The following is a 26,304-nucleotide window of genomic DNA, read 5'->3' as shown; positions in this document are numbered from 1 at the left end:
GGGCCGTCGGATCAGCTGAAGACGATCATGGAGCCCTGGCCCAGGCTCTTGGTGGCGGCCGCGTGCAGGCCGAGCCACACATGGCGCTCCCGGGCGAACGGACCGTCGTCCAGGGGCACCGCGCCCGACCGCTCCTCCAGAGAGGTGGGGCCGGCCGGTGGCGCGGGCGCGGCCGGCGGATTGGCCGGATCGATACCCAGGGATGGCGCGACGAGTTCCAGATCGCGCAGCAAACCGTGCGACGAGCCCAACGGGCCGCCGCCCTCCAGGAGTTCGTCGTTGGCGAGCGGGTGCGGGAAGTCGACCGGCACGTACGCGCCCGCGTGGTCGTAGTGCCACACCAGGTGGGACTGCTGCGCGGTGGCCTCGAACATCTCCAGCAACTGCTCGTAGTCGCCGCCCAGTTCGTCGACCGGCGTCACCTCCAGGCCGCACAGGCGCAGGAGGTAGGCGCGGCGCAGGAAGTGCAGCGCGTCGTAGTCGAAGCCGGCGACGGGGGCCACGTCACCCGACAAACCCGGCATGTAGCTGAAGACCGGCACCGGCGGCAGTCCCGCCTCCGTCAGGGCCTTGTCGTAGGCGGCGATCTCCTCGGAGAACGGGTTGTCGGGGCTGTGGCACAGCACATCGACGAGGGGTACCAGCCACAGGTCACATGCCACGGGTGAGAACTCGCTTCCGGTCGGGGACGGGGACACCGGCGCACGAACGCTTACGGGATCGGACCGTTACGGCCGAGTCGGGACAGCGTAGTGCCCGCCGCGCCATCCGACGAGAGCGGGCGTTACCCGATGAGAGCGAGCGAGTGCTCGTTGTACTCGGCGATCAGATGCTGGGCGGCGGGCAGGTCGTGGCGGATCAGCGCGTCGGCCAGCGCGCAGTGGTCCTGCCACAGGTGGCCCCGCAGATCGGGGACCCGGCGCAGCAGCGGAACCGCGAACATCCAGGTCTGCACGCGGATGCGGTCCAGGAAGTCGCTGATGTAGGCGTTGTTCACGATGCTGCTGAGTTCGCGCCAGAACCGCAGGTCGTAGCCGATCAGGACGTCCAGGTCGCCGGCCCGCGCGGCCCGCTCGGCCTCGTCGGCGCGGCGCCGGATGGAGATCAGCACCTCGGCGGGGGTGGCGCGCAGCGCCGGCCCGGCGCCGCTGCGGAAGATCCCCTCGATGATCAGGGTGCGGGCCTCGACCATGGCGCGGAAGTCGTCGGCGGTGAAGGCGTGCACCTTGAAGCCGCGGTGCTGTTCGACGTCGAGCAGGCCCTGGGCGCACAGGTCGAGCAGCGCCTCGCGCACCGGGGTCGCGGAGACGCCGTACTGCTCGGCAATCTCCTTGACGGTGAACGGGTGGCCGGACGGCAGCCGGCCCGCCAGGACCTCGTCGCGCAGGGCGTCGGCGATCTGCTGGCGCAGGGTGCTGCGACGTATGACTGAACTGTCTCCGCCGGCGGCCATCGTGTGCGTCTCCTTCGACGTCCGTTGACCGCGCGGGTGGGAGCGGCCCCCGCCCACGATAGGCGAGGGCCGCGGCGGGCCGCCCGGGGGCGGCCTGCTCAGACGGTGTGCGCGTCCGCCGCCGTGAGGGCCTCGTCGAGGGCGGCCAGGCCCTCCTTGGCCTCGGCCTCGGTGACGGTGCAGGCCGGGACGACGTGCGTACGGTTCATGTTCACGAACGGCCACAGCCCGCCGCGCTTGCAGGCCGCGGCGAACTCCGCCATCGGGGCATTGGCGGCGCCCGACGCGTTGTACGGCACCAGCGGCTCGCGGGTCTCCTTGTTGCGGACCAGGTCCAGGGCCCAGAAGACGCCCAGGCCGCGGACCTCGCCGACGGACGGGTGCCGCTCGGCGATCTCGCGCAGGGCCGGCCCGATGACCTGCTCGCCGATCTCCGCGGCGTTCTCCACGATCCGCTCCTCGGCCATCGCCTCAAGGGTCGCGACGGCGGAGGCGCAGGCCAGCGGGTGCCCGGAGTACGTCAGACCGCCCGGGTAGGGGCGGGTGTCGAAGGTGGCGGCGATCTCGGCGCTGATCGCCACGCCGCCCAGCGGGACGTAGCCGGAGTTGACGCCCTTGGCGAAGGTCAGCAGGTCGGGGGTGACGCCGAAGTGGTCGGCGGCGAACCACGCGCCGGTGCGGCCGAAGCCCGCCATCACCTCGTCGAGGATGAAGACGATGCCGTGGCGGTCGCAGATCTCGCGGACGCCGGCGAGGTAGCCGGGCGGCGGAACCATGATCCCGGCGGTGCCGGGGACGGTCTCCAGGATGATCGCCGCGATCGACTGCGGGCCCTCGAAGGCGATCGTCTGCTCCAGGTGCGCGAGCGCGCGCTCGCACTCCTGCGCCTCGTTCTCGGCGTGGAACGGCGAGCGGTAGAGGAACGGGCCCCAGAAGTGGACGACGCCCGCGGAGGCGGTGTCGGAGGGCCAGCGGCGCGGGTCGCCGGTCAGGTTGATCGCGGCGGCGGTGGCGCCGTGGTACGAGCGGTAGGCGGACAGCACCTTGGCGCGGCCGGTGTGCAGCCGGGCCATGCGGACCGCGTTCTCCACGGCCTCCGCGCCGCCGTTGGTGAAGAAGATCTTGTCGAGGTCACCGGGGGTGCGCTCGGCGATCAGCCGGGCGGCCTCGGACCGTACGTCCACGGCGAAGCCCGGGGCGAGCGTGCACAGCTTCGCGGCCTGCTCCTGGATCGCGGCGACGACCTTGGGGTGCTGGTGCCCGATGTTGGTGTTGACCAGCTGGGAGGAGAAGTCGAGGTAGCGGTTGCCGTCGTAGTCCCAGAAGTACGAGCCCTCGGCGCCGGCGATCGGCAGCGGGTCGATGAGGCCCTGCGCGGACCAGGAGTGGAAGACGTGGGCGCGGTCGGCGGCCTTCACGGCGGCGCCGGCGGCAGGGCCACCGGCAGCCGCAGCGGCGGCGGAGGCAGCGGGATGCGTCGTGGTCACGGTCAGTACCTCGGATCGGGTCGCTCGGGTCCGCCGGGGGATGGGCGCGGCGAACGCCCTCAGCCTAGGGATCACGGCGCTCCGGCCGGTACCGACAGTCTGTATGGCCCTCACCACGCGCACGGACAGAGTGTCTACGGACTGGAGGAACCTCCAGGGCCGCTGACCGGGGTGGCCGCGGGGCCGCCGTCCCGCGGTGGCTTCCGGCCGCCTCCGGGACCGTCCGCAGGGGTGCCGCCGGCGTGGGCCGCCCGGGGGCGCGCCGCCGGGAACGTTTTGCGCAGCTCCCGCGCCCACCGTCCGGCGGCCAGTTCCGGGTGGAGTGCGCCGAGGCCGCCGGCGTACGGGGTGAAGGCACCGGGCCGTATGCCGTGGCCGTGCAGCACGTGGTCCGCCCGGGCGGGGCCGCCGGCGGTCCTGGTGCGGACGAGGACGAGCCCGCCGTCGGTCCGTAACGTGCGGCCGGTCGCCGGGTCCCGGCACAGCAGTGCCGCGTCGCAGGTGACGCGCTGCCCGGCCGTGACGAAGGTGGCCCGGAGGTGGTCGGTCTCCAGGGAGCGGTGCAGGTCGGCGGGGGCGGCGAGGCCGTAGGCGCGGGCGAGTACGGCGGCGAGGAAGTCGCGCGGGCCGGCGCCGAGGGCCGGGTCGCCCGGCAGCAGCGGCTGCCGGTGCTTGACGGTCCCGCCGTGCCGCCCCGGCAGCTCGACCTCGAACTGCCGCTCCCCGGTGTCCTCGTAGAGCCGCTCGCGGATCGTGTACCGCGGCCCGGCACCGCGCCGATGGCCGTGGAAGGACCGCAGGTCGGGGGTGTCGTAGTAGACGGAGCGGGAGCGGAACCAGCGGCGCCCGTTGACGCACAGCGCGTCGAACGGGCCGCCGGCGGCGCGGCGGTCGGTGAGTTCCGCGGCGAACAGGGCGAAGACCTCGGCCGGAACCAGATACCCGCGGTCGACGCGGACGGGCAGCTCGGCCCGCGCCTGGAGCCCGGCGAGCGGTACGGGGCGGGCCGCCATGGCGGCGCGGGCAAGGGCACGTACGGCGGGGATCACACGGTCTCCTTGGCAGGCGACGGGGACGGGAGCGTGCGGGACCGGGAAGTGCGCCGCGCCGTGGGGATACGGCGCGGTACGCGTTCTACGCACACCGGACGCGGAAAGTTCCGGGACGCGGAAGAAAACCTCCATCACCGTCATGTCCCGGCCATCCCCGGCCAGTTGGAACGGCCGGTTCGGCACCCCGCCGGGCCACCGCGCCGCCTGCCGGTGGCCGGGCTGCCCTCGGTATCCTCACCGCGGAAGAGGGACCGCGGGCAGATGGGTGTACGGCGTCCGGGTCTCCTCGCCGCCCGCAGGACGCATTCGGGGGGAAGGGCGACGGATCGTGGAAGAGCCAAGACATGCGGGACAGCAGGGGCGTGGGGGACGGCCGGGTGGGCTGGCGCCTCTGGGGCCGCGGGATCCGCGGCGGATCGGCGCGTACCGCCTGATCGGGCGACTCGGCGAGGGCGGGATGGGACGGGTGTTCCTGGCCCGTTCCGATCGTGGCCGTACGGTCGCGGTCAAGCTGGTGCGCGCGGAACTGGCCGACGAGGAGGAGTTCCGGGCGCGCTTCCGGCGCGAGGTGCGGGCCGCGCAGCAGGTCGGCGGGGAGTGGACGGCGCCGGTGCTGGACGCCGACACCGAGGCCGAGACGCCGTGGCTCGCCACGGGCTACATCGCCGGCCCGTCGCTGCAGCAGGTCGTCGGCGGCGGCCCCCCGCTGCCGGAGCGTACGGTGCGGATCCTGGCGGCCGGGCTGGCCCGTGCGCTGAGGTCGATCCACGCCGCCGGGATCATCCACCGCGACCTCAAACCGTCGAACGTGCTGGTCACCATCGACGGTCCCCGGGTCATCGACTTCGGCATCGCGCGGGCGCTGGAGGGCGTCGCCGGCAACGGTGTGACGCGTACCGGCGCGGCGGTCGGTTCGCCCGGCTTCATGTCGCCCGAGCAGGTGCGCGGTGAACCGCTCGGCCCGGCCTGCGACGTCTTCTCCCTCGGCTCGGTGCTGGCCTACGCGGCAACCGGGCGGCAGCCGTTCGGGACGGCGGAGAGCGCGGCGCACGCGCTGATGTTCCGCGTAGCCGAGGAGGAGCCCGATCTGACCGGGGTGCCGGAGGGGCTGCGGGGGCTGATCTCCGCCTGCCTGGCGAAGGACCCCGCACAGCGGCCCACCCCGGAACACCTGGTGGCACTGGCGGAGGACGGCGTCGACGCGGGACCGGGCGCGGACGACGAGCCGTGGCTGCCGGGGGCGTTGATCGCGCGGCTGGGGCGGCACGCCGTGGAGCTGCTGGAGGCGGAGAACCCGCAAGCGGAGCTCGCGCGGGCGGAGGAGGGACGGCAGAGCGGGCCCGGACCGGCGGACGCGGCACCTCCGGCAACCGGGGCGGCTCCGGCGAGCGGGGCCGACCCGGTGAGCGGGGCGGATCCGGTCGGTCCGGCCGGTCCGGTGCGGGCCGCGGACGCGCCCGGCATCCACGCCCTCCCCACCACCGTCTCGCCGACCCCCGTACCCGGCCGCACCCCGCCGCCGTCCCCGGTACCGCACAGCCCGTACGGTGCGCTGCCGCACAGCCCGTACGGTGCGCTGCCGCACGGCCCGACGTCGTACGCGCCCCACCCGGCGCAGGCGCAGCACGCCCACCCCGCGCCGGCCCCGGTCGCCCCCGGCCCGCGCCGGCGGGGCATCGGCACCGCGCTGCTCGCCGTCGTCGCCCTCGCGCTCGCCGGGGCCGGCGCGGCCACCGCGTACAGCATGCTGACGGACCGGGACGACGGCGTGCGGGCGGAGGACGGCCGCGGCGACGCGAACGGGCGGACGTCGGCGCAGTCCGCGGCGACCGGCGGGATCCCCGCGGACTACCTGGGCACCTGGGAGGCCACGGTCGGCGACTCCGGCGTCGACGTCCGGCGCTTCACCCTCGTCCAGGGCAAGCCGGGCGCCACCGTGCTGACGATGACGGCCACCGGCGCCAACTACCGCTGCGAGTTCGCGGCCACCCTGGCCAGTGCGGGTCCCCCGGTCCGGCTCGGCCCGTCCACCGTCGTCTCCGGCCCGAACGACAGCTGCAGCCGCGGCGAGTCGAGCACCCTGGACATGGTGGGCGGCAAACTGCGCCGCACCTTCGACGACGGCAAGGCCCTGTCGTACGAGAGGGCGGGCTGAGCCCGGGCGGCGGCCGGGGCGGGGGGCCGGGGCGGGGGCCGTCCCGGGCGAACGCTTTTCCGTGGTGACGGTCAGCGCACGTAGTTCTTGAGGATCTCCGTGTCGAGGGTGAGACCGACCGGATCGGGGAGGGTGACCTGCTCGCCGAACGGGGCCCGGTGCACATCGAGGTAGCAGCCCCGCTCCGGGGCGGGGCTGGTGTGGACGACGAGTTCGCAGCGGTCGCGGTCCACGAGGAGGTGGACGGGAATGCCGGCGGCGGCGTAGGCGGCCGGCTTCTCCTGCCGGTCGCGGCGTTCGGTGTCCCCGTCGTACGAGGTGACCTCGACGGTCATCAGGACGCCCTCGGGATCGGCCCACTCACCCTGTCCGGCGAAGTGCGCGACGGGTGCGAGCGAGCCGTCCGGACGGGCCCGTCCTTTGCGGTACCGACCGACCTTCAGCCCTTGGGTCGGGTCAAGGTCGAGCTCCGGGCGGCCCTGCATGCACTGCCTGATCAGCCACATGACGATCGTCCCGTGATCCCCGTCCGGCACCCGCTTCTCCTCGATCCGTCCGTCGATGAACTCCAACGTGACGGTCTCGGGTGCGGCGGAGGCGATCTGCTCGAAGTCCTCCACCAGCATGTGAGACGTGCGCTCGGCCATAACCGTCATGCTGCACTCCTTTCGAGAGGAAGGCCAGTGTTGCCGGACCCGGACGGGCCAGGGGCTGTTCCGCATCGGATCACTCGTTCGAGCACAGCGCACAGCAGGCATGCGCAAGGGCCCGCGCGCCGTCGTTGCCGACGGTGCGCGGGCCCCTGGGGTGAGACGGGCCTACGAGAGGAACGAGTTGATCTCGATGGTCTCGTCGCGGCCGGGGCCGACGCCGATGGCGGAGATCGGGGCGCCGGACATCTCCTCCAGCGCCTTGACGTACGCCTGGGCGTTCTTCGGCAGGTCGGAGAACGACTTCGCCTTGGTGATGTCCTCGGACCAGCCGGGCAGCGTCTCGTAGATCGGCTTCGCGTGGTGGAAGTCGCTCTGGCTGTACGGGAGTTCCTCGACGCGCTTGCCGTCGATCTCGTACGCGACGCAGACCGGGATCTGCTCCCAGCCGGTCAGCACGTCCAGCTTGGTGAGGAAGAAGTCGGTCAGGCCGTTGACGCGGGTGGCGTAGCGGGCGATGACCGCGTCGAACCAGCCGCAGCGGCGGTCGCGGCCGGTGGTGACGCCGCGCTCCCCGCCGATCCGGCGGAGTGCCTCGCCGTCCTCGTCGAACAGCTCGGTCGGGAACGGGCCGGCGCCGACGCGCGTCGTGTACGCCTTGAGGATGCCGATGACGCGGTTGATCTTCGTGGGTCCGACGCCCGCACCGGTGCAGGCGCCGCCCGCGGTCGGGTTCGACGACGTCACGAAGGGGTACGTGCCGTGGTCGATGTCCAGCAGCGTGCCCTGGCCGCCCTCGAAGAGGACGACCTTCTCGTCGTCGAGGGCCTTGTTCAGGATCAGGGTGGTGTCGGCGACGTAGCCCTTGATCTGGTCGGCGTAGCCCAGCAGCTCCTCGACGACCTGGCCGGCCTCGATGGCGCGGCGGTTGTAGAGCTTGGTCAGCAGCTGGTTCTTGACGTCGAGGGCCGCCTCGACCTTCTGGGTGAGGATCGACTCGTCGTAGAGGTCCTGCACCCGGATGCCGGTGCGGTTGATCTTGTCGGCGTAGGTCGGGCCGATGCCGCGGCCGGTGGTGCCGATCTTCCGCTTGCCGAGGAAGCGTTCCGTCACCTTGTCGATGGTGATGTTGTACGGCGTGATCAGGTGCGCGTTGCCGCTGAGCAGCAGCTTGGACGTGTCGACGCCGCGCTCGTTGAGTCCGCTCAGCTCGGAGAGCAGGACCGCCGGGTCGACGACGACACCGTTGCCGATGACCGGGGTGCACCCCGGCGAGAGGATTCCGGAAGGGAGAAGGTGCAGCGCGTACTTCTGATCGCCGACGACGACCGTGTGGCCGGCGTTGTTGCCGCCCTGGTAGCGCACCACATAGTCAACGGACCCACCGAGCAGGTCGGTGGCCTTTCCCTTGCCCTCATCACCCCACTGAGCACCGAGCAGCACAAGTGCGGGCACAGGCGTACACCCCTTCCGGGCGGGGCATGTCCAACGTGCGTGGATGACGCCTGCGTGCGTGTTCACGCGTCCGTCGTCGCAAGAGCCGTTGGACCGGTGCCCCGGAATAGACGAAGCCCCTGGCGCAATAGCGCAAGGGGCTCTTGCACCGAGATGCTACCTGAGGAAGGACCGAGGTGTCGGCGCAGCCTTCTGGGCACTCTCCCGTGGACTCCGTTCGGGGGCACCCCCTGCTCGTGGTCATCGACCCGGTCGCCCGCAGTACGGACGGCGAGTCCGTGCGCATCGCGAAGGATGTCCTGTGTGCGGGTGCGGGAGCGAAAATCTGCCTGCCGGAGGGGCCGGAGGAATTCGCCCGGATCCTGGCGCGACGGGGGCAGCGGCGGCCGGTGGTGATCGGTGACGACCGGGCGCTGCTGCGGGTGGTGAGCCTGCTGGACAAGCAGCGGCAGCTGGCCGAGGTGCCGGTCTCGATGGTCCCGGTGGGTGCGCCCGCCGCGGTCGCGCTGAGCCGTGCGCTGGGCGTCCCCACGGACACCGTCACCGCCGCGCGGACCGTCCTGGACGGCGGCGAGCGGCCGATGGACCTGCTCAGGGACGACAGCGACGGCATCGTGCTGGGCGGGCTGCGGATCCCCTGCGCGGCCGGCGGCCACGACGCGGTACGGCACCTGCTCGGGCCGCAGGTGCCGCGGCCGGCCGCGCCCCGTGACCCGGTGGAGGTGCGGGCCGCGACGGAGGTCTGGGGCGGTGCCGCGGCGGGCGAGGCCGGCGCTGCCCGGCCGTGGTGGCGCCCGGCGGCCCGGACCGCCCGTACGGCACTGGCGCTGCTGGCGCCGGCGGCCGGGCGGCGGGCCCGGGTGCCGGCCCAGCGGCTGCGGATCGAGGCGGACGGGGTGCTGCTGGCGGATCTGGACCGGCCGGTGCGCGGGGTGTCGGTGGTGCCGGCCGCCCGGGCGGGGGCGGACGGGCCGGACGGGGCGCGGCCGGTGGCCGGCGGGATCGACGGGGCCGGGGCCGGCGGTGAGCTGGCCGAGGTGGTGGTGCACTGGGCCGGGGAGGCGCGGCCGGTGCGGGTCCGGGCACACGCGGTGACGGTGTCCGGTGCGGACTTCCACTACCGGGCGGACGCGGTGGTCGGCGGCCCGGTCAGGACCCGTACGTGGACCGTGCAGGCGGGCGCCTGGCGGCTGCAGCTGCCGCGGGGCGGCTGAGCGCCCGCCGGGGCTGCCGGCCCGCGGCGCGCCGGTCCCCGGCGCAATCCGTTTCGTCCGGATCACCGGCAGCCCCTCGCATGCCGCGCATGGCCGCTGGATGCCCGTGGCTCAGCGCATCGCCGGGGCGACCCAGAAAAAGTACTCAACCGCTGTCCCGCACAGCAGCCCGGAACAGTGCAGCGCGAAGAGCGGGTGCCGGTTCGACCGGCGCGCCTCCGGCGACAGCAGCACCAGGGCTGGAAGCGCCAGGCCAAGCGCCGGCCCCGAGATCAGCAGCAGCATCATGCCCAGCACGCTGACGGACCCGCCGGAGGCGAGCCCCATGATGCCGGCCATCAAGCCGCCGCTCACGATCACCGCCAGCATCGGGACGGCGGCCAGCAGCTGCAGCAGCCCGAACAGCACCCACGGCCAAGCCACTGCCCCGGCCGGTCGGTTCTGGTGCGGCACGCTGAAGGTGGGCCTCGCCATACCGCCGACCTCTTCTCAGATGTTCCGGTTGCGCTTGCGGGATCCATTCTCCGGATCACGCGCAGTTTCGGCCTGAGTACCCCTACTCAAAAGAGCCGAACGCACCTTTTGCCGACGCCCCGGGCGGAACGGCCCGGTCGTCGTGTGCGAGGCGCAGCTCGTCGCGGTGGTCGCGCCAGCGCTGGAGCATGCCGGCGAGTTCGTTCTGCATGAATTCGAAGAAGGCGAGGGTCTCGCCGAGCCGGCGGCCGGCGGGGGTGGCCTCACCGAGGCTGGAGACTCCCTCGCGCAGGGTGTTCTCCCACCGGGTGAGCAGGTCGTTCCGGCGGGTCAGTGCCTCGTACCACTGGTCGTTGTGCACGCGGTAGCGGTCGCGGCGGGAGCCGGGCTCGCGCTCCCGGCTGACCATGTCGACCTGGGAGAGGTAGCGGACCGCACCCGAGACGGCGGCGGGGCTGATCTGGAGGCGCTCGCTCAGCTCGGCGGAGGTCAGCACCCCGGATTCGGAGGCCAGGAGGCAGGCGAAGACCCGGGCCGGCATCCGCTGCATGCCGGCGTCGACGAGCTGCGCGGCGAACCGTTCGACGAACTGGGCGGGCGCCTCGTTCGCGTGCTCGTCGCGGGCGCCCTGGCGGGTGTCGTCGGTCCGGTCCGCGCTCTGCTGTCGCTGCTCGCTCATATCCGCATCATCTCCCCTGATCAGAGCCACCCATCCCAACTTTATACGGTTTCTTAACTTCACAAATTTGTGAAACTACCGTAGCTTCGTAAGCATGACCACGGCAATCGCTTCCGCTCCCGCCATCCGGGTGGACGGTCTCCACAAGTCCTTCGGGCGCACCCCCGCGCTGGATGGCCTCGACCTCACCGTCGAGGCCGGCGAGGTGCACGGTTTCCTCGGCCCCAACGGCGCCGGGAAGTCCACGACGATCCGGGTCCTGCTGGGCCTGCTGCGCGCCGACCGCGGCACCGCCCGCCTCCTGGGCAAGGACCCCTGGCACGACGCGGTCGCGCTGCACCGCCGCATCGCCTACGTCCCCGGCGATGTCACCCTGTGGCGCAACCTCTCCGGCGGCGAGGTCATCGACCTCTACGGGCGGCTGCGCGGCGGACTCGACGGCGCGCGCCGGGCCGAGCTGCTGGAGCGGTTCGAACTCGACCCCACCAAGAAGGGGCGGACGTACTCCAAGGGCAACCGGCAGAAGGTCGCCCTGGTCGCCGCCTTCGCCTCCGACGTCGATCTGCTGATCCTCGACGAGCCGACCTCCGGCCTCGACCCGCTGATGGAGGAGGTCTTCCAGACCTGTGTCGCCGAGGAGCGCGACCGGGGCCGTACGGTCCTGCTGTCCAGCCATGTGCTGTCCGAGGTCGAGGCGCTGTGCGACCGCGTCAGCATCATCCGCAAGGGGCGCACCGTCGAATCCGGCTCGCTGGGGGAGCTGCGGCATCTGACCCGCACCTCGGTCGTCGCCGAACTCGCCGGACCGCTGGGGGTCCCCCCAGCGGTAGCCGGTGGAGGGTTGGCCGCGCTGCCCGGGGTGCACGATCTGACCACCCAGCCGATCAAGGGCGGCCAGGGGCACCGGGTCAGGCTTCAGGTCGACAACGACAAGCTCGACGCCGTGCTCCGCTTGCTCGGCAGCTCCGGCGTCCGCAGCCTCACCAGCACCCCGCCCACTCTGGAAGAGCTCTTCCTGCGCCACTACCAGGACGACGTGCGCGGTGCCGTACGGGACGACGCGGCGGCCGTCCGATGACCGCGACCGCCGCCCACCTCCCCGCCCGCGCCGCCGGCTCCCGCCCTCTCGCGGGCACCGGCGCCCTGTTGCGGCTCGCGCTGCGCCGCGACCGCGTGCTGATCCCGGCCTGGGTGCTGGCCCTGGGGCTGACCGTGGCCTCCATGGGCTCGGCCTTCGAGGCGCTGTACGGCACCGCCGCCGCGCGCGCCGCACTCGCCGGCTCGATGAACGCCAACGGCTCGATGCGCGCGCTGTACGGGCCGGTCTTCGGCGACTCCCTCGGCGGCCTGATCGCCTGGCGGATGGCCGGCTTCGGTGCCGTCCTCGCCGCGGTGATGAGCCTGCTGATCGTCGTCCGGCACACCCGCGAGGAGGAGGAGTCGGGCCGTCAGGAACTGCTCTCCGCCGCGATGGTCGGCCGCCGCGCGCCGCTGACCGCGGCCCTGCTGACGGCGCTGCTCGCCGATGCCGTGCTCGCCGCGCTGATCACCGCGGGCCTCGCCGCGTCCGGGCGGCCGGCCACCGGTTCGCTGGCTCTCGGGCTCGCCATCGGCTGCACCGGCATGCTCTTCGCCGGCCTGGCCGCCATCGCCGCCCAGCTCACCGAGAGCGCCCGGATGGCCAAGGGGCTGACCGGTGCGGTCCTCGGCCTGGCCTTCGCGCTGCGCGCCGCGGGGGACGCCGCCACCGCGGACTCCTCGTCGCCGCTCACCTGGGTCTCACCGATCGGCTGGTCGGAGAACCTCCGCCCGTACGCCGGGGAACGCTGGTGGGTCCTGCTGCTCTTCGCCGCGGCGACCGCGCCGGCCGTCTGCGCCTCGTACGCCCTGACCGCGCGCCGCGACCTCGGGATGAGCTTTCTGCCCGCCCGCCCCGGGCCGGCCGCCGCGCCGCGCTCCCTGGCCGGTCCGTTCGGCCTGGCCTGGCGGCTCCAGCGCACCACCCTGGCGGGCTGGAGCGCCGGCTTCCTGTGTGCGGGCGGAATCTTCGGCGGGATCGCCAAGGGCGCCGCGGACCTGGTCGGCGGCAATCAGCAGACCCGGGAGATCTTCGAGCGGATGGGCGGTCAGCAGGGGCTGACCGACGCCTTCCTGGCCACGATGGCCGGCCTGCTCGGCATGGTCGCCTCGCTCTACGCGGCCGGTGCGGTGCTCCGGCTGCGGGGTGAGGAGACCGGGGACCGCGCGGAGCCCGTACTGGCCGGGGCGGTGGGCCGGCTCCGCTGGGCCGCCGGCCACCTGGTCATCGCGTACGCCGGCACCGCCGTCGTCCTGGCCTGCGGCGGCCTGGCCCTGGGCGTGAGCTACGGCCTCTCGGTCGGCGACCTCGGCGGGCAGCTGGGCCCGGTACTGGCCGCGGCCCTCGCCCAGGTCCCCGCGGTCTGGACGCTCACCGGCGTGGCGGTCCTCGTCTTCGGGCTGCTGCCCAAGGCGACCTCCGCGGTGTGGGCGATCGTCGGCGGCTGTCTGGCGCTGGGCTGGCTCGGCCCCTCCCTCAAGTTCCCGCAGTGGGCCATGAACCTCTCCCCCTACGGCCATCTGCCCAAGCTCCCCGGCGCCGAGGTCACCGCGGCCCCGTTCGTCTGGCTGCTGGCCCTCTCCGCCCTCTTCGCCGCCGCCGGCCTCGCCGGCTTCCGGCGGCGCGACATCGGGTGACCCCGCGCGGCGGCACCCCGGGCAGCCGCCGTTTCACGTGAAACGGCGCGACCGCCGCCCCCCTACGTACGCCGCCGGAGCTGTAGCGGACTCCGGCGGCGTACTCCTGTCGTTCTCCGGGCCCCGCCGATCTTTGTCCACAGGCTGTGGATGACGGCGCGCCCGCACGCTCACCCGCCGGGCGTCACCAGCCGCGCCTCGTACGCGAACACCGCCGCCTGCGTCCGGTCGCGCAGGCCCAGCTTCACCAGGATGCGGCTGACATGGGTCTTCACCGTGGATTCGGCGACGACGAGATGCCCGGCGATCTCCCCGTTCGACAGGCCCTGGGCCACCAGCACCAGCACCTCCGTCTCGCGCTCGGTGAGGTCGGCGATGCGCTCCTGGGCGGGCGCCCTGGGGGTGCCCAGACGGGAGAACTCCGAGATCAGCCGCTTGGTGACGGTGGGGGCGAGCAGCGCCTCGCCGGAGGCGACGATGCGCACGCCCTCGGCGAGCTGGCCGGCCGAGGCGTCCTTGAGCAGGAAGCCGCTGGCTCCGGCGCGCAGCGCCTGGTAGACGTACTCGTCGAGATCGAAGGTGGTCAGCACCAGGACCTTGGCCTCCGCGTCGGCCGCGACGATCTCGCGGGTCGCGTCCAGGCCGTTCATCTCCGGCATCCGGATGTCCATCAGCACCACGTCGGGCTTGAGGACCGCGACCTTCTGCACCGCCTGGCGGCCGTCCACCGCCTCCCCGACGACCTCGATGTCCGGCATGGCGTTGAGCAGGACGGAGAAGCCCTCGCGGACCATCACCTGGTCGTCGACGATCAGTACCCGGATCATGACCTGTTCCCCCCGGACGTGGCCTCACCGGCCGTCTGCGACACCGGGATGAAGGCCGCGACCTCGAAGCCGCCGTCCTCGGTGTGGTCGGCGGTCATCTCGCCGCCCAGCATCTGCACCCGCTCCCGCATGCCCAGCACCCCGTGGCCCGCGCCCGGCGACGGCTTGGCCAGCCGGCTCGCCGGGCCGTTGACGATCCGCAGGCCGATCCCGCCCAGCACGTAGGAGATTTCCACCCGGGCGTCGGCGCCCGGCGAGTGGCGCAGCGCGTTGCTCAGCCCCTCCTGCACGATCCGGTAGGCGGACAGTTCCACGCCCTGCGGCAGCGGCCGGGGCGCCCCGGTGATCACGGCTTCGACGGTCAGTCCCGCGCCGCGGACGCTGTCGAGCAGCGATTCGAGGCTGGCCAGCGTCGGCTGCGGGGCCTCCGGGTCGCGCTCGGCGAACGCGTCCGGGTCCTCGGAGCGCACCACGCCCAGGATGCGGCGCAGTTCGGTGAGCGCGGCGACGGCGTTCTCCCGGATCGTCGCGAAGGACGTGGCCAGCTCCGGCGGGGTGTTCTCCACCCGGTACGGGGCGGCCTCGGCCTGAATGGCGATGACCGACATGTGATGGGCGACCACGTCGTGCAGCTCACGGGCGATCGTGGCGCGCTCCTCCAGGAGCGTGCGCCGGGAACGCTCCTCGGCGGTGACCGTCCGGGTCTCGACGACCTGCCGGCGCTCCTCGCGCCAGGCCCGGACGGCAGCGGCGGAGATCAGCACCACACCGCTGAAGACCGCCACCGGCGGCAGATCGCCGACGTCCCGCCCCACGAAGGTGGTCACGACGGCCGCCACCGCGAAGGTGACCAGCCACATCTCCATCGCCAGCCGCGGCCGGGTGCGCAGCACCACGAGCGTCATCACGGCCAGCAGGGTCGGGAAGGCGGCGCCGCCGAAGGCGCTGCCGTACGGGGCGAAGGCCACGTTGGCGAACACCGACAGCACGAAGGCGGCCAGCGACAGCCAGTAGGCGCCCACCGGCCGGAACAGCGTGACCGCCGGACCGGCGGCGACCATCAGGCAGAAGCCGGCCGTCAGCAGGCCGCGCAGCGGGCCGATGTCGTAGCTCGTGGTGAAGCCGGCCAGGAAGACGCAGGCCGCGAAGAAGGTGACGGCGCAGTGCGGCAGCCACCGGGCCCAGTGGCGGATCCGCTGCGGCAGCCAGGGCACCCACCGCGACACCTTCGCGTCCTCCAGCGGCGGCATCGGGCGGAAGGCGAAGGCGTCGACGATCAGGTCCTGGCGCAGTCGGTGGAGCACCCCGTGGGCTATCCGGGCCTCTGAGCGCAGAGTGTTCTGCGTCTGGGTCGTCTGGTTCACGCTGACAACGGTAAGCAAGCGACGGCCCGGAGGCGTCCTCACCAGTGGGGATCTGCGGACATCCGTCTCAAGTACTACGTGGTGGGCGCAGCAGGGAGAGCAGCGCGGCGAAGCCCGCCGTACCGGGCGTGACCGGCGCGTAGTGCCCCACGCCGGGCAGCTCGCGCAGCGTCGTGGTGGCCGGGCTCGCGGCGGCGTAGCGGCGGGAGAGGTCCGGCGGGACGTCCGGGTCGTCGGTGCCGTGCAGGATCGTGACCGGGACGCCCACGGGCGGGCGGCGCACCGGGTCGGCGGCGGCCAGCCGCGCGGCGAAGCCGGGGCCGGGGCCGAGGAGCTCGGCCACCGCTCCGTCGCTCAGGCCCAGTTCGTGGGCGCGGGCGAGGTCGGCGACCGGCGAGACGGCGATCACCCGGCGCACCGGGGTGCCCGGCCGGGCGGCGGCGAGCAGCGCGAGGTGCCCGCCCGCCGAGTGCCCGACCAGCACCACCTCACGGCGGCGGCCGTCCGCCGCCGCCTCGACCGCCGCCGCCACGTCCTCGAAGGTGCGCGGGGCGCCGCCGCCCCCGCCGACCCTGCGGTACTCGGCGAGGGCGACCGGCAGCCCCTGCCCGGCCAGCGCGGCGGCCAGCGGCGACAGATGGCGGCGGTCGTAGGCCGCGCGCCAGAAGCCGCCGTGCAGCAGCACGACCAGCGGCCCGGAGACCGCCGCCCCCGCGCCGCGGTCCGACCCCGCGCCGTCGCCCGGCCGCGGCCCGTACAGGTCCACGACCTGGTCCGGGTGCGGCCCGTAGGCCACCGTGCCGTCCGGCGCCACCGGGGCGAGCCCCAGCAGCGCCGTCTCCTCGTCCGCGGCACTCACCCGCCGGTCCCGGCCGCGGCCGGTCCCACCTCGGGCAGCGCCCCCAGCACCTCGCCGAGCACCCGGGCCGCCCGCTCCGCGTCCGCGAAGGAGGTGTAGAGCGGGGTGAAGCCGAACCGCAGCACGTCGGGCGTGCGGAAGTCGCCGACCACACCGCGCCGGATCAGCTCGTCCATCACCTCGCCCGCCCCCGCGCAGCGCAGCGACACCTGGCTGCCGCGCCGCTGGTGGTCCTGCGGCGTGACCGCACGCGCCCGGCCGGCCGGTACGTACCCGGCCACGCACTCCAGGAAGAAGTCCGTCAGGGCCAGGCTCTTGGCCCTGACGTCCTCGATGGCGACCCCGTCCCAGACCTCCAGCGCGGCCTCCAGCGCGAGCAGCGACAGGATGTCGGGGGTGCCGACGCGGCCGCGCAGGACGCCGTCCGCGGGGGCGTAGGAGGGATCCATCGCGAACGGATCGGCGTGCGAGTTCCAGCCGGGCAGCGGCGACTCGAACCGCTCCTGGAGGCTCTCGCGGACGTACAGGAAGGCGGGCGAGCCCGGCCCGCCGTTGAGGTACTTGTACGTGCAGCCGACGGCCAGGTCGACGTGATGGGCGTCCAGGCCGACCGGCAGCGCGCCCGCGCTGTGGCACAGGTCCCACACGGCGAGCGCCCCCGCGGAGTGCAGGGCGTGGGTGATGCCGGGCAGGTCGTTGAGCGCGCCGGTGCGGTAGTCGACGTGGTTGACCAGTGCCAGCGCGGTGCGCTCGGTGACCTCGTCGGCTATCCGCGCGGGCTCCACGGGCCGCACCGCGAGGCCGGTCATCCGGGCCGCCGACCGGGCGATGTAGCCGTCGGTCGGGAAGGTCGTGGCGTCGACCAGGATCTCCGTGCAGCCCTTCCCGGCCATCCGTACGCCGCCGACCACGGCCTTGAAGATGTTCACGCTGGTCGAGTCGCCGACCACCACCCGGCCCGGGCCCGCGCCGATCAGCGGCGCGATCTTGTCGCCGATCCGCTCCGGCGCGGTCCACCAGCCGGATTCGGTCCACGAGCGGATGCGCAGCTCGCCCCACTCGCGGTGGAGGACGTCGGCGATCCGGTCGGGCACCGTGCGGGGCAGCACGCCCAGGGAGTTGCCGTCGAGGTAGACGTCCGGCAGCCCGGTCGCCGGGTCGACCACGGTGTCGAGGACGAAGCGGTCCCGGAGCGCGGCGAGCGGATCGGCGGCGTCCAGCTCCCGGGCACGGCCCGCGAACGGACGCTCCCCGACCGGTCCGGCGGCGTCGGCGGTCCCGGGGATGCCCGGGGTGTACGGGGTCTCAGACATGGCTGCGCGCCGTCCAGAGCTCGGGGAAGACGTTCTTGCGGGCCCGCTTCTCCAGCCAGGCGACGCCCGCGGAGCCGCCGGTTCCCATCTTCGCGCCCATGGCCCGCCTGGTCGCGACCAGATGGTCGTTGCGCCAGCGCCAGACCAGCTCGGCGACGTCGGTCAGCGCCTCGCCGAGCCGGACCAGCTCGGAGTCCTGCGCGCCGGTGTAGACCTCGGCCCAGACGGCCTCGACGGCCGGGTCCGGCTCGTACCGCAGCGACGGGTCCCGTTGCAGCACGGCCGCGGGGACGGCGTACCCGCGACGGGCGAGCAGCCGCAGCACCTCGTCCCACAGGCTCGGCTCCTGCAGGGCCTTCTCCAGCTCGGCGTGTTCCCGGGGCGCGCCACGGTGCGGCACCAGCATCGAGGCGGACTTCTCGCCCAGCAGGAACTCCAGCCTGCGGTACATCGCGGACTGGAATCCGGAGCCCTCACCGAGCGCGCTGCGGTAGGCGTTGAACTGCGCCGGCGTCAGCTTGGCGAGCGGCTTCCAGGCGGCGTTCAGCGCCTCCAGCTCGTAGGTCGAGCGGCGCAGCGCCTCCATCGCCACCGGCAGGTCGTCGCGGCGCAGTGCCTCGGCCGCGGTCCGCCATTCGTGCACGATGACCGTGAACCACAGCTCCATCACCTGGGTCGTGACCAGGAAGACCATCTCGCCGGGGTCGTCGGAGAGCGGGTGCTGGAGATGGGTGAGGACCTCGGCCTGTACGTAGTCCTCGTACGGGGTGGTACCTGCGAAGTCGAGGTTCGGGGTCTCAGGCTCCTGAGCCCCGCCGGTTACCTCGTGGGACATCGCTGTCTCCTCGAAACGTACTCCGGGTAGCGGTCCGCCCCTGCCATGTCGGCACGGGGGCCCCGGTCCCCACCGGGCATCTTCCGCAATGGTCCCCGGAGAAGGCAAGGCCCGCCTGGTCAGCGGACCAGGCGGGCCCGGTGCTCAGGAGAGGGTGTCGGCCGCGGTGGGCGAGGAGTCGCGCAGGAAGGTCGAGCAGCGCTCGTACTCGGCCTGCTCGCCGATCGCCTGGGCGGCGCGGGCGAGGGCGTGCAGCGCCCGCAGGAAGCCGCGGTTGGGCTCGTGCTCGAACGGCACCGGGCCGTGGCCCTTCCAGCCGGCCCGGCGCAGCGCGTCCAAGCCGCGGTGGTAGCCGGTGCGGGCGTAGGCGTACGACTCGACGACCCGCCCTTGCACGTACGCGTCGTCCGCGAGCTGCGCCCACGCCAGCGAGGACGTCGGGTACTTCGCGGCGACATCGGCCGGCGCGGTGCCCGCGGCGAGCAGCTCGCGCGGCTCCGGGTCGTCGGGCAGGTGGGTCGGGGGCGGTCCCCCGAGCAGGTTTTCGTGAATGGCCATGGTCCCCAGTCTGCCTGGTCGCGACCGCGGAACGGGAGCGGCTACCGCTCCGCCCGCGGCTCCTGCTCGCCCGGGTCGAGCGGCGGCGAACTCACCCCGCAGTGGTAGGCGCACTCCGGGTGGCAACGCCGCCCGGGCTCCGGCTCCGCGGCGCGCAGCGTCCCGGTGCGGACCGTCAGCCAGGCCAGCAGCGCGCCGACCAGCAGCACGCCGGCCAGCAGCGGCATGGCCCGCCGGAAGGACGCCTCGAACTCGGCCGCCGAGCGGTACGCCTCCGGCCCCATGCCCGCCAGCAGCGGCAGCGCGGCCACCGCCACCAGCCCCGCGGCCCGCGCCGCCGCGTTGTTGATGCCGCTGGCCAGACCGGCCCGGTCCACGTCCACCGACGCCAGCACCGTGGAGGTGAGCGGGGCCACCAGGGTCACCATCCCGGCGCCCAGCACCAGCATCGCGGGCAGCACGTCGGTGAGGTACGACGCGGCGGGGCCGACCCGCAGCATCAGCAGCATTCCGGCGGCGCACAGCAGCGGGCCGACGGTGAGCGGGATGCGCGGCCCGAGGCGCTGTCCCAGCTCGCCGGAGCGGGCGGACAGCAGCAGCATCAGCACGGTCGTGGGCAGCAGCGCGGTGCCGGCCCGCAGCGCCGAATAACCCGCCACGACCTGCAACTGGAGCACGGCCAGAAAGAAGAAGCCGCTGAACGCGGCGTAGACGCACACCGTCACCGCGTTGATCGCGGAGAACAGCCGGATGCGGAAGATCGCGGGCGGCAGCATCGGATCCGCCCGGCGCCCCTCGACGCGTACGAACGCCACCCCGAGCAGCACGCCGAGCACCGCCGGCACCACCACTGCCGGGGACAGGCCCTCCGCCGCGGCGATCAGCGCGTAGGTCACCCCCGCCAGCGCCAGCGCCCCCAGCGCCGCGCCTGGCACGTCGAAGCCGCCGCGGGCGGCGGCGTCGTGCCGCCGGGTCTCCGGGACGTGCCGCAGCGCCACCGGGACGCACACCGCCGCCAGCGGCACGTTCAGGAAGAACACCCAGCGCCAGCCGGCGCCGTCCACCAGCCAGCCGCCGACGAACGGGCCGATCGCCGCGCCCACCCCGCCCAGCCCCGACCAGGCGCCGACCGCCCGCGCCCGGTCGTCGGGGTGGAAGACCGCCTGGATCAGCGCCAGCGAGCCGGGCGTCAGCAGCGCCCCGCCGACCCCTTGCAGCGCCCGTGCCGCGATCAGCACCCCGGCGTTCGGTGCGAGCCCGCACGCCAGCGAGGCGGCCGCGAACCACACCACGCCGATGACGAAGATCCGCCGCCGGCCGTACCGGTCACCGAGCGCGCCGCCCAGCAGGATCAGCGAGGAGAGCGTCAGCAGGTAGGCGGTCACCGTCCACTGGAGCACCGCCAGGTCCGCGTTGAGGTCCGCGCCGATCCTCGGCAGCGCGACATTGACGACGGTGCTGTCGAGCAGCGCCATGCCGGAGCCCAGCACGCTCGTCGCCAGCACCCAGCGGCCCTGCGCCGAGGCCAGCCGTACGCCGCCCGGAACGGGGGTCTCGCGCGGTGCGCCCATAGGGTGAGCTTGCCCGGCGACAGGGGTCCACGCACGGCGAAGCCCCGCATCTCGGAGGAGATGCGGGGCCGCGGAGTCCGTACGGACGGATTACTTGATCTTGGTGCCGGTGGAGCGCAGGTTGGCGCACGCCTGCGTCACGCGCTGGGCCATGCCGGCCTCGGCCAGCTTGCCCCAGCTGCGCGGGTCGTACGCCTTCTTGTTGCCGACCTCGCCGTCGACCTTCAGCACACCGTCGTAGTTGCGGAACATGTGGTCCGCGACCGGGCGGGAGAAGGCGTACTGGGTGTCGGTGTCCAGGTTCATCTTGACCACGCCGTTCTCCAGCGCGGTGGCGATCTCCTGCTCGGTGGAACCGGAGCCGCCGTGGAAGACGAAGTCGAACGGGGCGGACTTGCCGTACTTGGCGCCCACGCCCTCCTGGAGGTCCTTCAGCAGCTCGGGGCGGAGCACGACGTTGCCCGGCTTGTAGACGCCGTGGACGTTGCCGAAGGAGGCGGCGAGCAGGTAGCGGCCCTTCTCGCCCAGGCCCAGCGCCTCGGCGGTGCGCAGCGCGTCGTCGACGGTGGTGTAGAGCTCGTCGTTGATCTCGTGCGTGACGCCGTCCTCCTCACCGCCGGTCGGGGTGATCTCGACCTCAAGAATGATCTTGGCGGCGGCGGCCTTGGCGAGCAGCTCCTGGCCGATGGCCAGGTTGTCGGCGAGGTTCTCGGCCGAACCGTCCCACATGTGGGACTGGAAGAGCGGGTTCAGGCCCTTGGCCACGCGCTCGGCGGAGACGTCCAGGAGCGGGCGGACATACCCGTCGAGCTTGTCCTTGGGGCAGTGGTCGGTGTGCAGCGCGACGGTGATGTCGTACTTCGCGGCCACGACGTGCGCGAACTCGGCGAGCGCGACGGCGCCGGTCACCATGTCCTTGTTGTACTGACCACCCAGGAACTCCGCACCACCGGTGGAGATCTGGATGATGCCGTCGCTCTCGGCCTCGGCGAAGCCCCGCAGCGCGGCGTGCAGCGTCTGCGTCGACGTGACGTTGATGGCCGGGTAGGCAAACTTGCCTGCCTTCGCCCGGTCCAGCATCTCGTTGTAGACCTCGGGAGTTGCGATGGGCATCTGTCCGCTCCTTGGGTGTGCGGGTGTGCGTTCTTGGCCCTGACCAGGGCGCGACACTGCGCCGGGCACATCTTCCCAGACTCGGCCGGGAGCTCCACATCGCCGGTCCAGCCGTCATGCGAAAGGGGTGCGCCGTTTCACGTGAAACGGCGCACCCCTCAGCAATCTCGCAGGTCAGGCCGGTGCGTGCGCGCCCTTCGGCCGTCCCGGCCGCCCTCAGGCCAGGCCGAGGTCCCCGAGCTGGTAGCCCGTGATATAAGGCAGCCCGGCCTCGGCGATCGCCGAGGCGGCCCCGCGGTCGACGATCGTCGCGACCGCGACGACCTCGGCGCCCGCCTCGCGGGCCGCCTCGACGGCGGTCAGCGGCGAGCCGCCGGTGGTGGAGGTGTCCTCGACGACCAGCACCCGGCGGCCGGTGATGTCCGGGCCCTCGATGCGGCGCTGCATGCCGTGCGCCTTCTGCGCCTTGCGGACGACGAAGGAGTCCAGCCGGCGCCCGCGCGCGGCGGAGGCGTGCAGCATCGAGGTCGCGACCGGGTCGGCACCCAGCGTCAGCCCGCCGACCGCGTCGTAGTCCAGGTCGGCGGTGATGTCCAGCATCAGCTGCCCGACCAGTGGCGCGGCCTCGCCGTCCAGGGTGATCCGGCGCAGGTCGATGTAGTAGTCGGCCTCCTTGCCGGAGGAAAGCGTCACCTTGCCGTGCACCACGGCCTTGTCCTTGATCTGCTGCAGCAGCGCGCCGCGCACGTCGTCACTCATGGCCATGAGCTTAGAGCCTGCCGGCGCGCCCCCGCCGGGCCGCTCAGGACAGCTCGCGCCAGCTCCAGGTCGTGGAGATCTCCAGCGGGTCGATGGGCGTGACCAGGCGCGGCGCGGTGTTGAGGCCGTTGGGCGGGCCGGACTGCGGCTCGACGCAGACCGCCGCCTCCTGCTCGTCGTAGATCACGACCCACTCGGTGCGGCTGGTGACCCTCAGCTCCAGGCGGCCCGGCCAGGTGAGGGTGACGTCCACCCCGCCCGGCATGCCGAAGCAGTCGTCCCAGGGGCCCGGCTTCGGCAGCATCCGCCGGCCGGTCGGCAGGTGGTCGTCGCCCCGCTCCTCCTGCCACTCGGGCGCGAAGTCGAGGCGTACGTCCGCGCCGTCCCCGAACGGGTTCCGGCGGAACCAGGGGTGCCAGCCGGCCTGCGCCGGGAACGAGTCGGCGGCCGCCTCGACGCCCATCGTCAGGGTGAGCGAGCCGCCGTCCTCGGCCAGTTCGACGAGGTGGGTGACCCGCCCCGGGTACGGCCACGGCGCGGCCGGGTCGCTGAGGTCGTAGGTGAAGGCCGCCTCTGTGGCGCTCGTCCGCGCGGTGCGCCAGGCCAGGTTGCGGCCGGTGCCGTGAATGGCGTGGGGAGCGGCGTTGACCGGCATCTGGTGCAGTTCGCCGCCGTTGCGGAACTGCCCGTGGTCGATCCGGCCGCACCACGGAACCATCGGGAAACAGCCGTACTTGGCGCCCTGCCGCAGCAGCTCCGTACCGGCGACGCGGAGACTGCCGATCCGGCAGCCGTTGTCCGGCTGGACGGTCACTTCGGCCGCTCCGGCGGCCAGCCGCACCGGTGCCTTCGGGGGCGCGGGCTGTGTGTCTTCGTCGGTGCTCACGCTCCGACCCTAGCGGTGCGGAACGGCGTACCAGGGGAAGCGGGGACGGCCGCCGGACCGCGGGTCAGCGGCGGCGGCGCAGCACCCGGCCGACGACCACCGCGGAGGCCAGCACGACCGCGGCGGCCGGCGCCGCCCAGCGCAGGGTGGCCGAGGTGCCGCCGGTCTCGGGCGCGGGGACCGGGGCGTACCGGCCGCGCGGCGGGGCGTGGTCGACCTCCTCCGCGCTGCGCCCGATCATCGTCCGGCGGGCGTGCGCGGCCTCGGCGGGAGCGGCGGCGTCCGCCTCCGGACCGTAGGCGTGCTCGGCGCGCAGTTCGGGCACCCGGTCTTCGGATACGAGGTCGTCGAGCGCGTCGGCGGTGTCGGCCGGGCCCGCGGCGTCGGCGGGGTCGCCCGGGCCCGCCGGCTCGGCGGCGTCCTCGTCGCTGTGCGGGTCCAGGGAGGGCGGCGGCACCTCGGTGTCGAAGACGCCGGGCCGGGCGGCCTGCCCGGCGTCCGGCACCGGCCGCTGCCGCAGGTCCTCCGTCAGGTTCTCCGCGAAGCGGTCCAGCAGCCGGCGGCCCGCGGACTCCGCCGAGCGGTCGGTGGCCTCGGTGAGCCGGCCGTCGCCGTGGACCGTGCCGGCGCAGGAGAGCGTCGTGCCGGGGCCGGGCTCGGTGGCCGGTGAGAGCCGGACGGTCAGGGTCAGCGCGACCGCTCCGTCGCCCCGCGTCTCGGTGCCCTTCGCCTCGACGGTCACCGCCGCGTCCGCGCCGTCGCCGGGCTCGCTGACCGTCAGCGAGCCGCGATAGGTGATCGTGGAGCTTCCGATACGCAGCCGCAGCCGGCCCTCGGGCCGGTGCGCGGCCGCCTCGGCGTCGAGCTGGGCCCCCGGGACGCAGCGCGCCACCCGCTCGGGCTCGGTGAGCGCCTGCCGCACGGTCCCGACGGGAAACGGAACGTACACCTCATGCTCCATGACATGGGAGCCTACCCAGCAGCCCCGGACCCGTGCCCTCCCACGCACAACTTTCTGCGCACCGGCCCGGGACCCGCCCGGCGCCCCGGCCCGGCCGGTACCCTGCGCCCGCCCGGCCCCCCGGCGGCAGCGCGCGCTCAGTCCGGATACCGCGGGTGCATCAGCGTCGACGGCGGCAGGCCGGACATCCGGCACCGGGCCTCCCCCCGCCGGCCCTCCTGCAACTCCTGGAGCGTCAGGCCCGCCAGCACGGGGGCGTCGGGCGCGAGGCCGAACCGCGGGCGGTGCCGAGCGGCGAGCACGAAGCCCCAGTACTGGAGCGGGCCGGCCGCCTGGGCGACGACGGGCGCCGGGCGGGCGGAGTCCACCGGCCGGTCCGGCCCGCCGAAGAAGTCCACCGGCCGGCCCGGCAGCCGGTACGGCACGGTCGCCAGGCCCACCGAACGGATCGTCGCCTCCACCGTCCAGTACGCCCGCGGCCGGGTCACCGGCGGCCCGGCGTGCACGACCAGCCGTCCGCCGTCGGCCAGCAGCCGTACCGCGAGGCCGTAGAACTCCTGCGAGTAGAGCTTGGTGCTGGCGGTGATCCCCGGGTCGGGCAGATCGGAGACGATGACGTCGTACGGCGCCGGGCGCCCGGCGCGGCCGGACCCGTCCTGCTGCCGCAGCCAGTCGAAGGCGTCGGCGGTGACCACCTGCACCCGGGGATCGGCGAGCGAACGGTGGTTGAGACGGGCGAGACCCGGGTCCGAGTGCGCCAACTCCGTGACGCCCGGGTCGAGTTCGACGACGGTGACCGAGCGGACCGAGCGGTAGCGGAGGATCTCGCGCACCGCGAGGCCGTCGCCGCCGCCGAGGACCAGCACCCGGGCGTGCGGACCGCCCGCCATCGCCGGGTGCACCAGCGCTTCGTGGTACCGGAATTCGGTGTCCGAGCTGACCCGCAACCGGCCGTCGAGAAAGAGCTCCAGCGGCCGGCCGGAACCTTTCCTCCCGTGTCCCGCACCGGCTCCGGCCTCCGTGCCGCCGGTCAGCACCACCTCCTGGATGCCGGTCTGCACCGCGACCCGCGCCGACGCCCCGTACACCGCCCGCCGGGCGGCCCGTTCGAACGGTGCGGCCAGCACCATGCCCGCGGCGAGCAGCACCAGCACCAGGGCGTTGACGCCGAGCAGCGTCCAGCGGGCGCGGGCGGTCAGATCGCGGCGGAACAGCCACAGCACCAGCGCGCCGCCGGCCACCGCGTTGACCGCGCCGGTGACCAGCGCGCCGGTCAGCTGGCCGAGGCTGGGCAGCAGCAGGAAGGGAAACGCCAGCCCGCCGACCAGCGCACCGACGTAGTCCGCCGCGAACAGGTCGGCGACCGCGCCGCCCGCGTCCTGCCGGCGGACCCGCTGGATCAGCGTCATCAGCAGCGGCACCTCGGCGCCGATCAGGACGCCGAGGATCAGGGAGAAGCCGACGAGCGCGGAGTGCGACTGGCCCAGCCAGGCGAAGCAGGCGTAGAGCGCCATCGCCGAGCAGCCGCCGACCAGCGCCAGACCGGTCTCGACCAGGCCGAAGCCGACCGCCGCCCGGCAGCGCATCCGCTTGGCGAGCAGCGCGCCGACGCCCATCGCGAAGACCATGACGGACAGCACGACCGAAGCCTGGGTGACCGAGTCGCCGTCCAAGTACGTTGCCAGGGCGACCAGTTCGAGCTCGTACACCAGGCCGCAGGCGGCGCAGACGAAGACCACGGCGAGGACCAGCAGCCGGCCGAGCCCGGCCGGCACGGGCAGTCGCGCCGGTGTCATGGCCTCCGGCGGCCCGACGACACCGGTGAGAACGCGCTCTGACGGGTCGATCATGTCGTGAACGCTACGTGACGCTTCGATGGCTCTTCGTCACCCACACGTGTGCACTCTGCGGGCCACACGCAGCA

24 protein-coding genes are annotated in these 26,304 nt (G+C 73.7%); 4 read left to right on the top strand and 20 right to left on the bottom strand.

Annotation, left to right across the window (positions count from 1 at the left end; genetic code table 11):
* Positions 1-11: 11 nt before the first annotated feature.
* The 4 genes from OO62_RS16055 to OO62_RS16040 form a co-directional block, all read right to left on the bottom strand.
* Positions 12-662: a hypothetical protein gene (locus OO62_RS16055; protein ID WP_033268064.1), complete on the bottom strand. Its 651-nt coding sequence runs from the start codon at positions 660-662 to the stop codon at positions 12-14.
* A gap of 122 nt (positions 663-784) precedes the next feature.
* Complete coding sequence (locus OO62_RS16050) at positions 785-1,453, bottom strand: GntR family transcriptional regulator (RefSeq protein WP_033268063.1); 669 nt, start codon at positions 1,451-1,453, stop codon at positions 785-787.
* 98 nt (positions 1,454-1,551) lie between these two features.
* Positions 1,552-2,940: an aspartate aminotransferase family protein gene (locus OO62_RS16045; RefSeq protein ID WP_033268062.1), complete on the bottom strand. Its 1,389-nt coding sequence runs from the start codon at positions 2,938-2,940 to the stop codon at positions 1,552-1,554.
* Positions 2,941-3,074: 134 nt separating this feature from the next.
* On the bottom strand, positions 3,075-3,989 hold the full coding sequence (locus OO62_RS16040) for a VTC domain-containing protein (protein WP_063739016.1): 915 nt from the start codon (positions 3,987-3,989) through the stop codon (positions 3,075-3,077).
* 385 nt (positions 3,990-4,374) lie between these two features.
* Between OO62_RS16040 and OO62_RS16035 the strand changes: the two genes are divergently transcribed.
* Positions 4,375-6,147 carry a serine/threonine-protein kinase gene (locus tag OO62_RS16035; RefSeq protein ID WP_033268150.1) on the top strand — a complete coding sequence of 591 codons (1,773 nt, stop codon included), beginning with the start codon at positions 4,375-4,377 and terminating at the stop codon, positions 6,145-6,147.
* A gap of 71 nt (positions 6,148-6,218) precedes the next feature.
* Here the strand turns inward: OO62_RS16035 and OO62_RS16030 are convergent, their stop codons facing one another.
* Positions 6,219-6,803, bottom strand: a complete 585-nt coding sequence (locus tag OO62_RS16030) for a Uma2 family endonuclease (protein ID WP_033268061.1) — start codon at positions 6,801-6,803, stop codon at positions 6,219-6,221.
* A gap of 162 nt (positions 6,804-6,965) precedes the next feature.
* On the bottom strand, positions 6,966-8,252 hold the full coding sequence (locus OO62_RS16025) for an adenylosuccinate synthase (RefSeq protein ID WP_033268060.1): 1,287 nt from the start codon (positions 8,250-8,252) through the stop codon (positions 6,966-6,968).
* A gap of 206 nt (positions 8,253-8,458) precedes the next feature.
* Here OO62_RS16025 and OO62_RS16020 point away from each other — a divergent pair, with 206 nt between their 5' ends.
* Complete coding sequence (locus OO62_RS16020; protein WP_228332477.1) at positions 8,459-9,466, top strand: diacylglycerol kinase catalytic domain-containing protein; 1,008 nt, start codon at positions 8,459-8,461, stop codon at positions 9,464-9,466.
* Between the two features lie 111 nt (positions 9,467-9,577).
* Here the strand turns inward: OO62_RS16020 and OO62_RS16015 are convergent, their stop codons facing one another.
* A complete protein-coding gene (locus tag OO62_RS16015) occupies positions 9,578-9,940 on the bottom strand; it encodes a hypothetical protein (RefSeq protein WP_033268059.1) in 363 nt (120 codons plus the stop codon).
* Between the two features lie 82 nt (positions 9,941-10,022).
* The gene (locus OO62_RS16010) at positions 10,023-10,619 is read right to left on the bottom strand and encodes a GbsR/MarR family transcriptional regulator (protein WP_051733252.1); all 597 of its coding nucleotides are present in this window, start codon (positions 10,617-10,619) and stop codon (positions 10,023-10,025) included.
* Positions 10,620-10,713: 94 nt separating this feature from the next.
* Here OO62_RS16010 and OO62_RS16005 point away from each other — a divergent pair, with 94 nt between their 5' ends.
* Both OO62_RS16005 and OO62_RS16000 read left to right on the top strand, forming a co-directional pair.
* Entirely contained in the window at positions 10,714-11,697 is a 984-nt protein-coding gene (locus OO62_RS16005; protein ID WP_033268058.1) for an ABC transporter ATP-binding protein, read from the top strand.
* Entirely contained in the window at positions 11,694-13,334 is a 1,641-nt protein-coding gene (locus tag OO62_RS16000) for an ABC transporter permease (RefSeq protein WP_033268057.1), read from the top strand. The genes OO62_RS16005 and OO62_RS16000 overlap by 4 nt, the downstream gene beginning before the upstream one ends.
* A 170-nt stretch (positions 13,335-13,504) precedes the next feature.
* On the opposite strand, the gene OO62_RS15995 is transcribed toward OO62_RS16000, so the two are convergent.
* The 12 genes from OO62_RS15995 to OO62_RS15940 all read right to left on the bottom strand — a co-directional run bounded on the left by OO62_RS15995 (position 13,505) and on the right by OO62_RS15940 (position 26,230).
* On the bottom strand, positions 13,505-14,161 hold the full coding sequence (locus OO62_RS15995; protein WP_033268056.1) for a response regulator: 657 nt from the start codon (positions 14,159-14,161) through the stop codon (positions 13,505-13,507).
* Positions 14,158-15,525: a sensor histidine kinase gene (locus OO62_RS15990; RefSeq protein ID WP_077192836.1), complete on the bottom strand. Its 1,368-nt coding sequence runs from the start codon at positions 15,523-15,525 to the stop codon at positions 14,158-14,160. Before OO62_RS15990 ends, OO62_RS15995 begins: the two co-directional genes overlap by 4 nt.
* A gap of 67 nt (positions 15,526-15,592) precedes the next feature.
* Entirely contained in the window at positions 15,593-16,384 is a 792-nt protein-coding gene (locus OO62_RS15985) for an alpha/beta hydrolase family protein (RefSeq protein ID WP_033268055.1), read from the bottom strand.
* Positions 16,381-17,697, bottom strand: coding sequence for a kynureninase (gene kynU / locus OO62_RS15980; RefSeq protein ID WP_078617189.1), 1,317 nt, complete (start codon positions 17,695-17,697; stop codon positions 16,381-16,383). The genes OO62_RS15985 and kynU overlap by 4 nt, the downstream gene beginning before the upstream one ends.
* Positions 17,690-18,532, bottom strand: coding sequence for a tryptophan 2,3-dioxygenase family protein (locus OO62_RS15975; protein WP_033268054.1), 843 nt, complete (start codon positions 18,530-18,532; stop codon positions 17,690-17,692). The genes kynU and OO62_RS15975 overlap by 8 nt, the downstream gene beginning before the upstream one ends.
* A gap of 144 nt (positions 18,533-18,676) precedes the next feature.
* Positions 18,677-19,090, bottom strand: coding sequence for a DUF3151 domain-containing protein (locus tag OO62_RS15970; RefSeq protein ID WP_033268053.1), 414 nt, complete (start codon positions 19,088-19,090; stop codon positions 18,677-18,679).
* A gap of 41 nt (positions 19,091-19,131) precedes the next feature.
* Complete coding sequence (locus OO62_RS15965; protein ID WP_033268052.1) at positions 19,132-20,661, bottom strand: MFS transporter; 1,530 nt, start codon at positions 20,659-20,661, stop codon at positions 19,132-19,134.
* A gap of 90 nt (positions 20,662-20,751) precedes the next feature.
* Positions 20,752-21,774, bottom strand: a complete 1,023-nt coding sequence (gene fbaA, locus OO62_RS15960; protein WP_033268051.1) for a class II fructose-bisphosphate aldolase — start codon at positions 21,772-21,774, stop codon at positions 20,752-20,754.
* Between the two features lie 216 nt (positions 21,775-21,990).
* Entirely contained in the window at positions 21,991-22,533 is a 543-nt protein-coding gene (pyrE, locus tag OO62_RS15955; protein WP_033268145.1) for an orotate phosphoribosyltransferase, read from the bottom strand.
* 43 nt (positions 22,534-22,576) lie between these two features.
* The gene (locus OO62_RS15950) at positions 22,577-23,419 is read right to left on the bottom strand and encodes an aldose epimerase family protein (protein ID WP_033268050.1); all 843 of its coding nucleotides are present in this window, start codon (positions 23,417-23,419) and stop codon (positions 22,577-22,579) included.
* Positions 23,420-23,483: 64 nt separating this feature from the next.
* The gene (locus OO62_RS15945; protein WP_033268049.1) at positions 23,484-24,380 is read right to left on the bottom strand and encodes an SRPBCC domain-containing protein; all 897 of its coding nucleotides are present in this window, start codon (positions 24,378-24,380) and stop codon (positions 23,484-23,486) included.
* A 137-nt stretch (positions 24,381-24,517) separates the two neighbouring features.
* Positions 24,518-26,230 carry a polyamine aminopropyltransferase gene (locus OO62_RS15940; protein ID WP_033268048.1) on the bottom strand — a complete coding sequence of 571 codons (1,713 nt, stop codon included), beginning with the start codon at positions 26,228-26,230 and terminating at the stop codon, positions 24,518-24,520.
* Positions 26,231-26,304: the final 74 nt, after the last annotated feature.

This window comes from Streptomyces lydicus, from assembly GCF_000717345.1.
In the GTDB taxonomy this organism is placed as follows: domain Bacteria; phylum Actinomycetota; class Actinomycetes; order Streptomycetales; family Streptomycetaceae; genus Streptomyces; species Streptomyces lydicus.
The sequence above is the reverse complement of the archived record's forward strand: the minus strand, read 5'-3'. Positions and strand labels throughout refer to the sequence as shown.

Bases quoted from the DNA above. Each gene is read 5' to 3' on its own strand.
- OO62_RS16050 (WP_033268063.1), bottom strand. From the start codon at position 1,453: ATGGCCGCCGGCGGAGACAGTTCAGTCATACGTCGCAGCACCCTGCGC.
- OO62_RS16030 (WP_033268061.1), bottom strand. From the start codon at position 6,803: ATGACGGTTATGGCCGAGCGCACGTCTCACATGCTGGTGGAGGACTTC.
- OO62_RS16015 (WP_033268059.1), bottom strand. From the start codon at position 9,940: ATGGCGAGGCCCACCTTCAGCGTGCCGCACCAGAACCGACCGGCCGGG.
- OO62_RS16010 (WP_051733252.1), bottom strand. From the start codon at position 10,619: ATGAGCGAGCAGCGACAGCAGAGCGCGGACCGGACCGACGACACCCGC.
- OO62_RS16005 (WP_033268058.1), top strand. From the start codon at position 10,714: ATGACCACGGCAATCGCTTCCGCTCCCGCCATCCGGGTGGACGGTCTC.
- OO62_RS16000 (WP_033268057.1), top strand. From the start codon at position 11,694: ATGACCGCGACCGCCGCCCACCTCCCCGCCCGCGCCGCCGGCTCCCGC.
- OO62_RS15995 (WP_033268056.1), bottom strand. From the start codon at position 14,161: ATGATCCGGGTACTGATCGTCGACGACCAGGTGATGGTCCGCGAGGGC.
- kynU (WP_078617189.1), bottom strand. From the start codon at position 17,697: ATGTCTGAGACCCCGTACACCCCGGGCATCCCCGGGACCGCCGACGCC.
- OO62_RS15975 (WP_033268054.1), bottom strand. From the start codon at position 18,532: ATGTCCCACGAGGTAACCGGCGGGGCTCAGGAGCCTGAGACCCCGAAC.
- OO62_RS15970 (WP_033268053.1), bottom strand. From the start codon at position 19,090: ATGGCCATTCACGAAAACCTGCTCGGGGGACCGCCCCCGACCCACCTG.
- OO62_RS15965 (WP_033268052.1), bottom strand. From the start codon at position 20,661: ATGGGCGCACCGCGCGAGACCCCCGTTCCGGGCGGCGTACGGCTGGCC.
- fbaA (WP_033268051.1), bottom strand. From the start codon at position 21,774: ATGCCCATCGCAACTCCCGAGGTCTACAACGAGATGCTGGACCGGGCG.
- pyrE (WP_033268145.1), bottom strand. From the start codon at position 22,533: ATGAGTGACGACGTGCGCGGCGCGCTGCTGCAGCAGATCAAGGACAAG.
- OO62_RS15945 (WP_033268049.1), bottom strand. From the start codon at position 24,380: ATGGAGCATGAGGTGTACGTTCCGTTTCCCGTCGGGACCGTGCGGCAG.
- OO62_RS15940 (WP_033268048.1), bottom strand. From the start codon at position 26,230: ATGATCGACCCGTCAGAGCGCGTTCTCACCGGTGTCGTCGGGCCGCCG.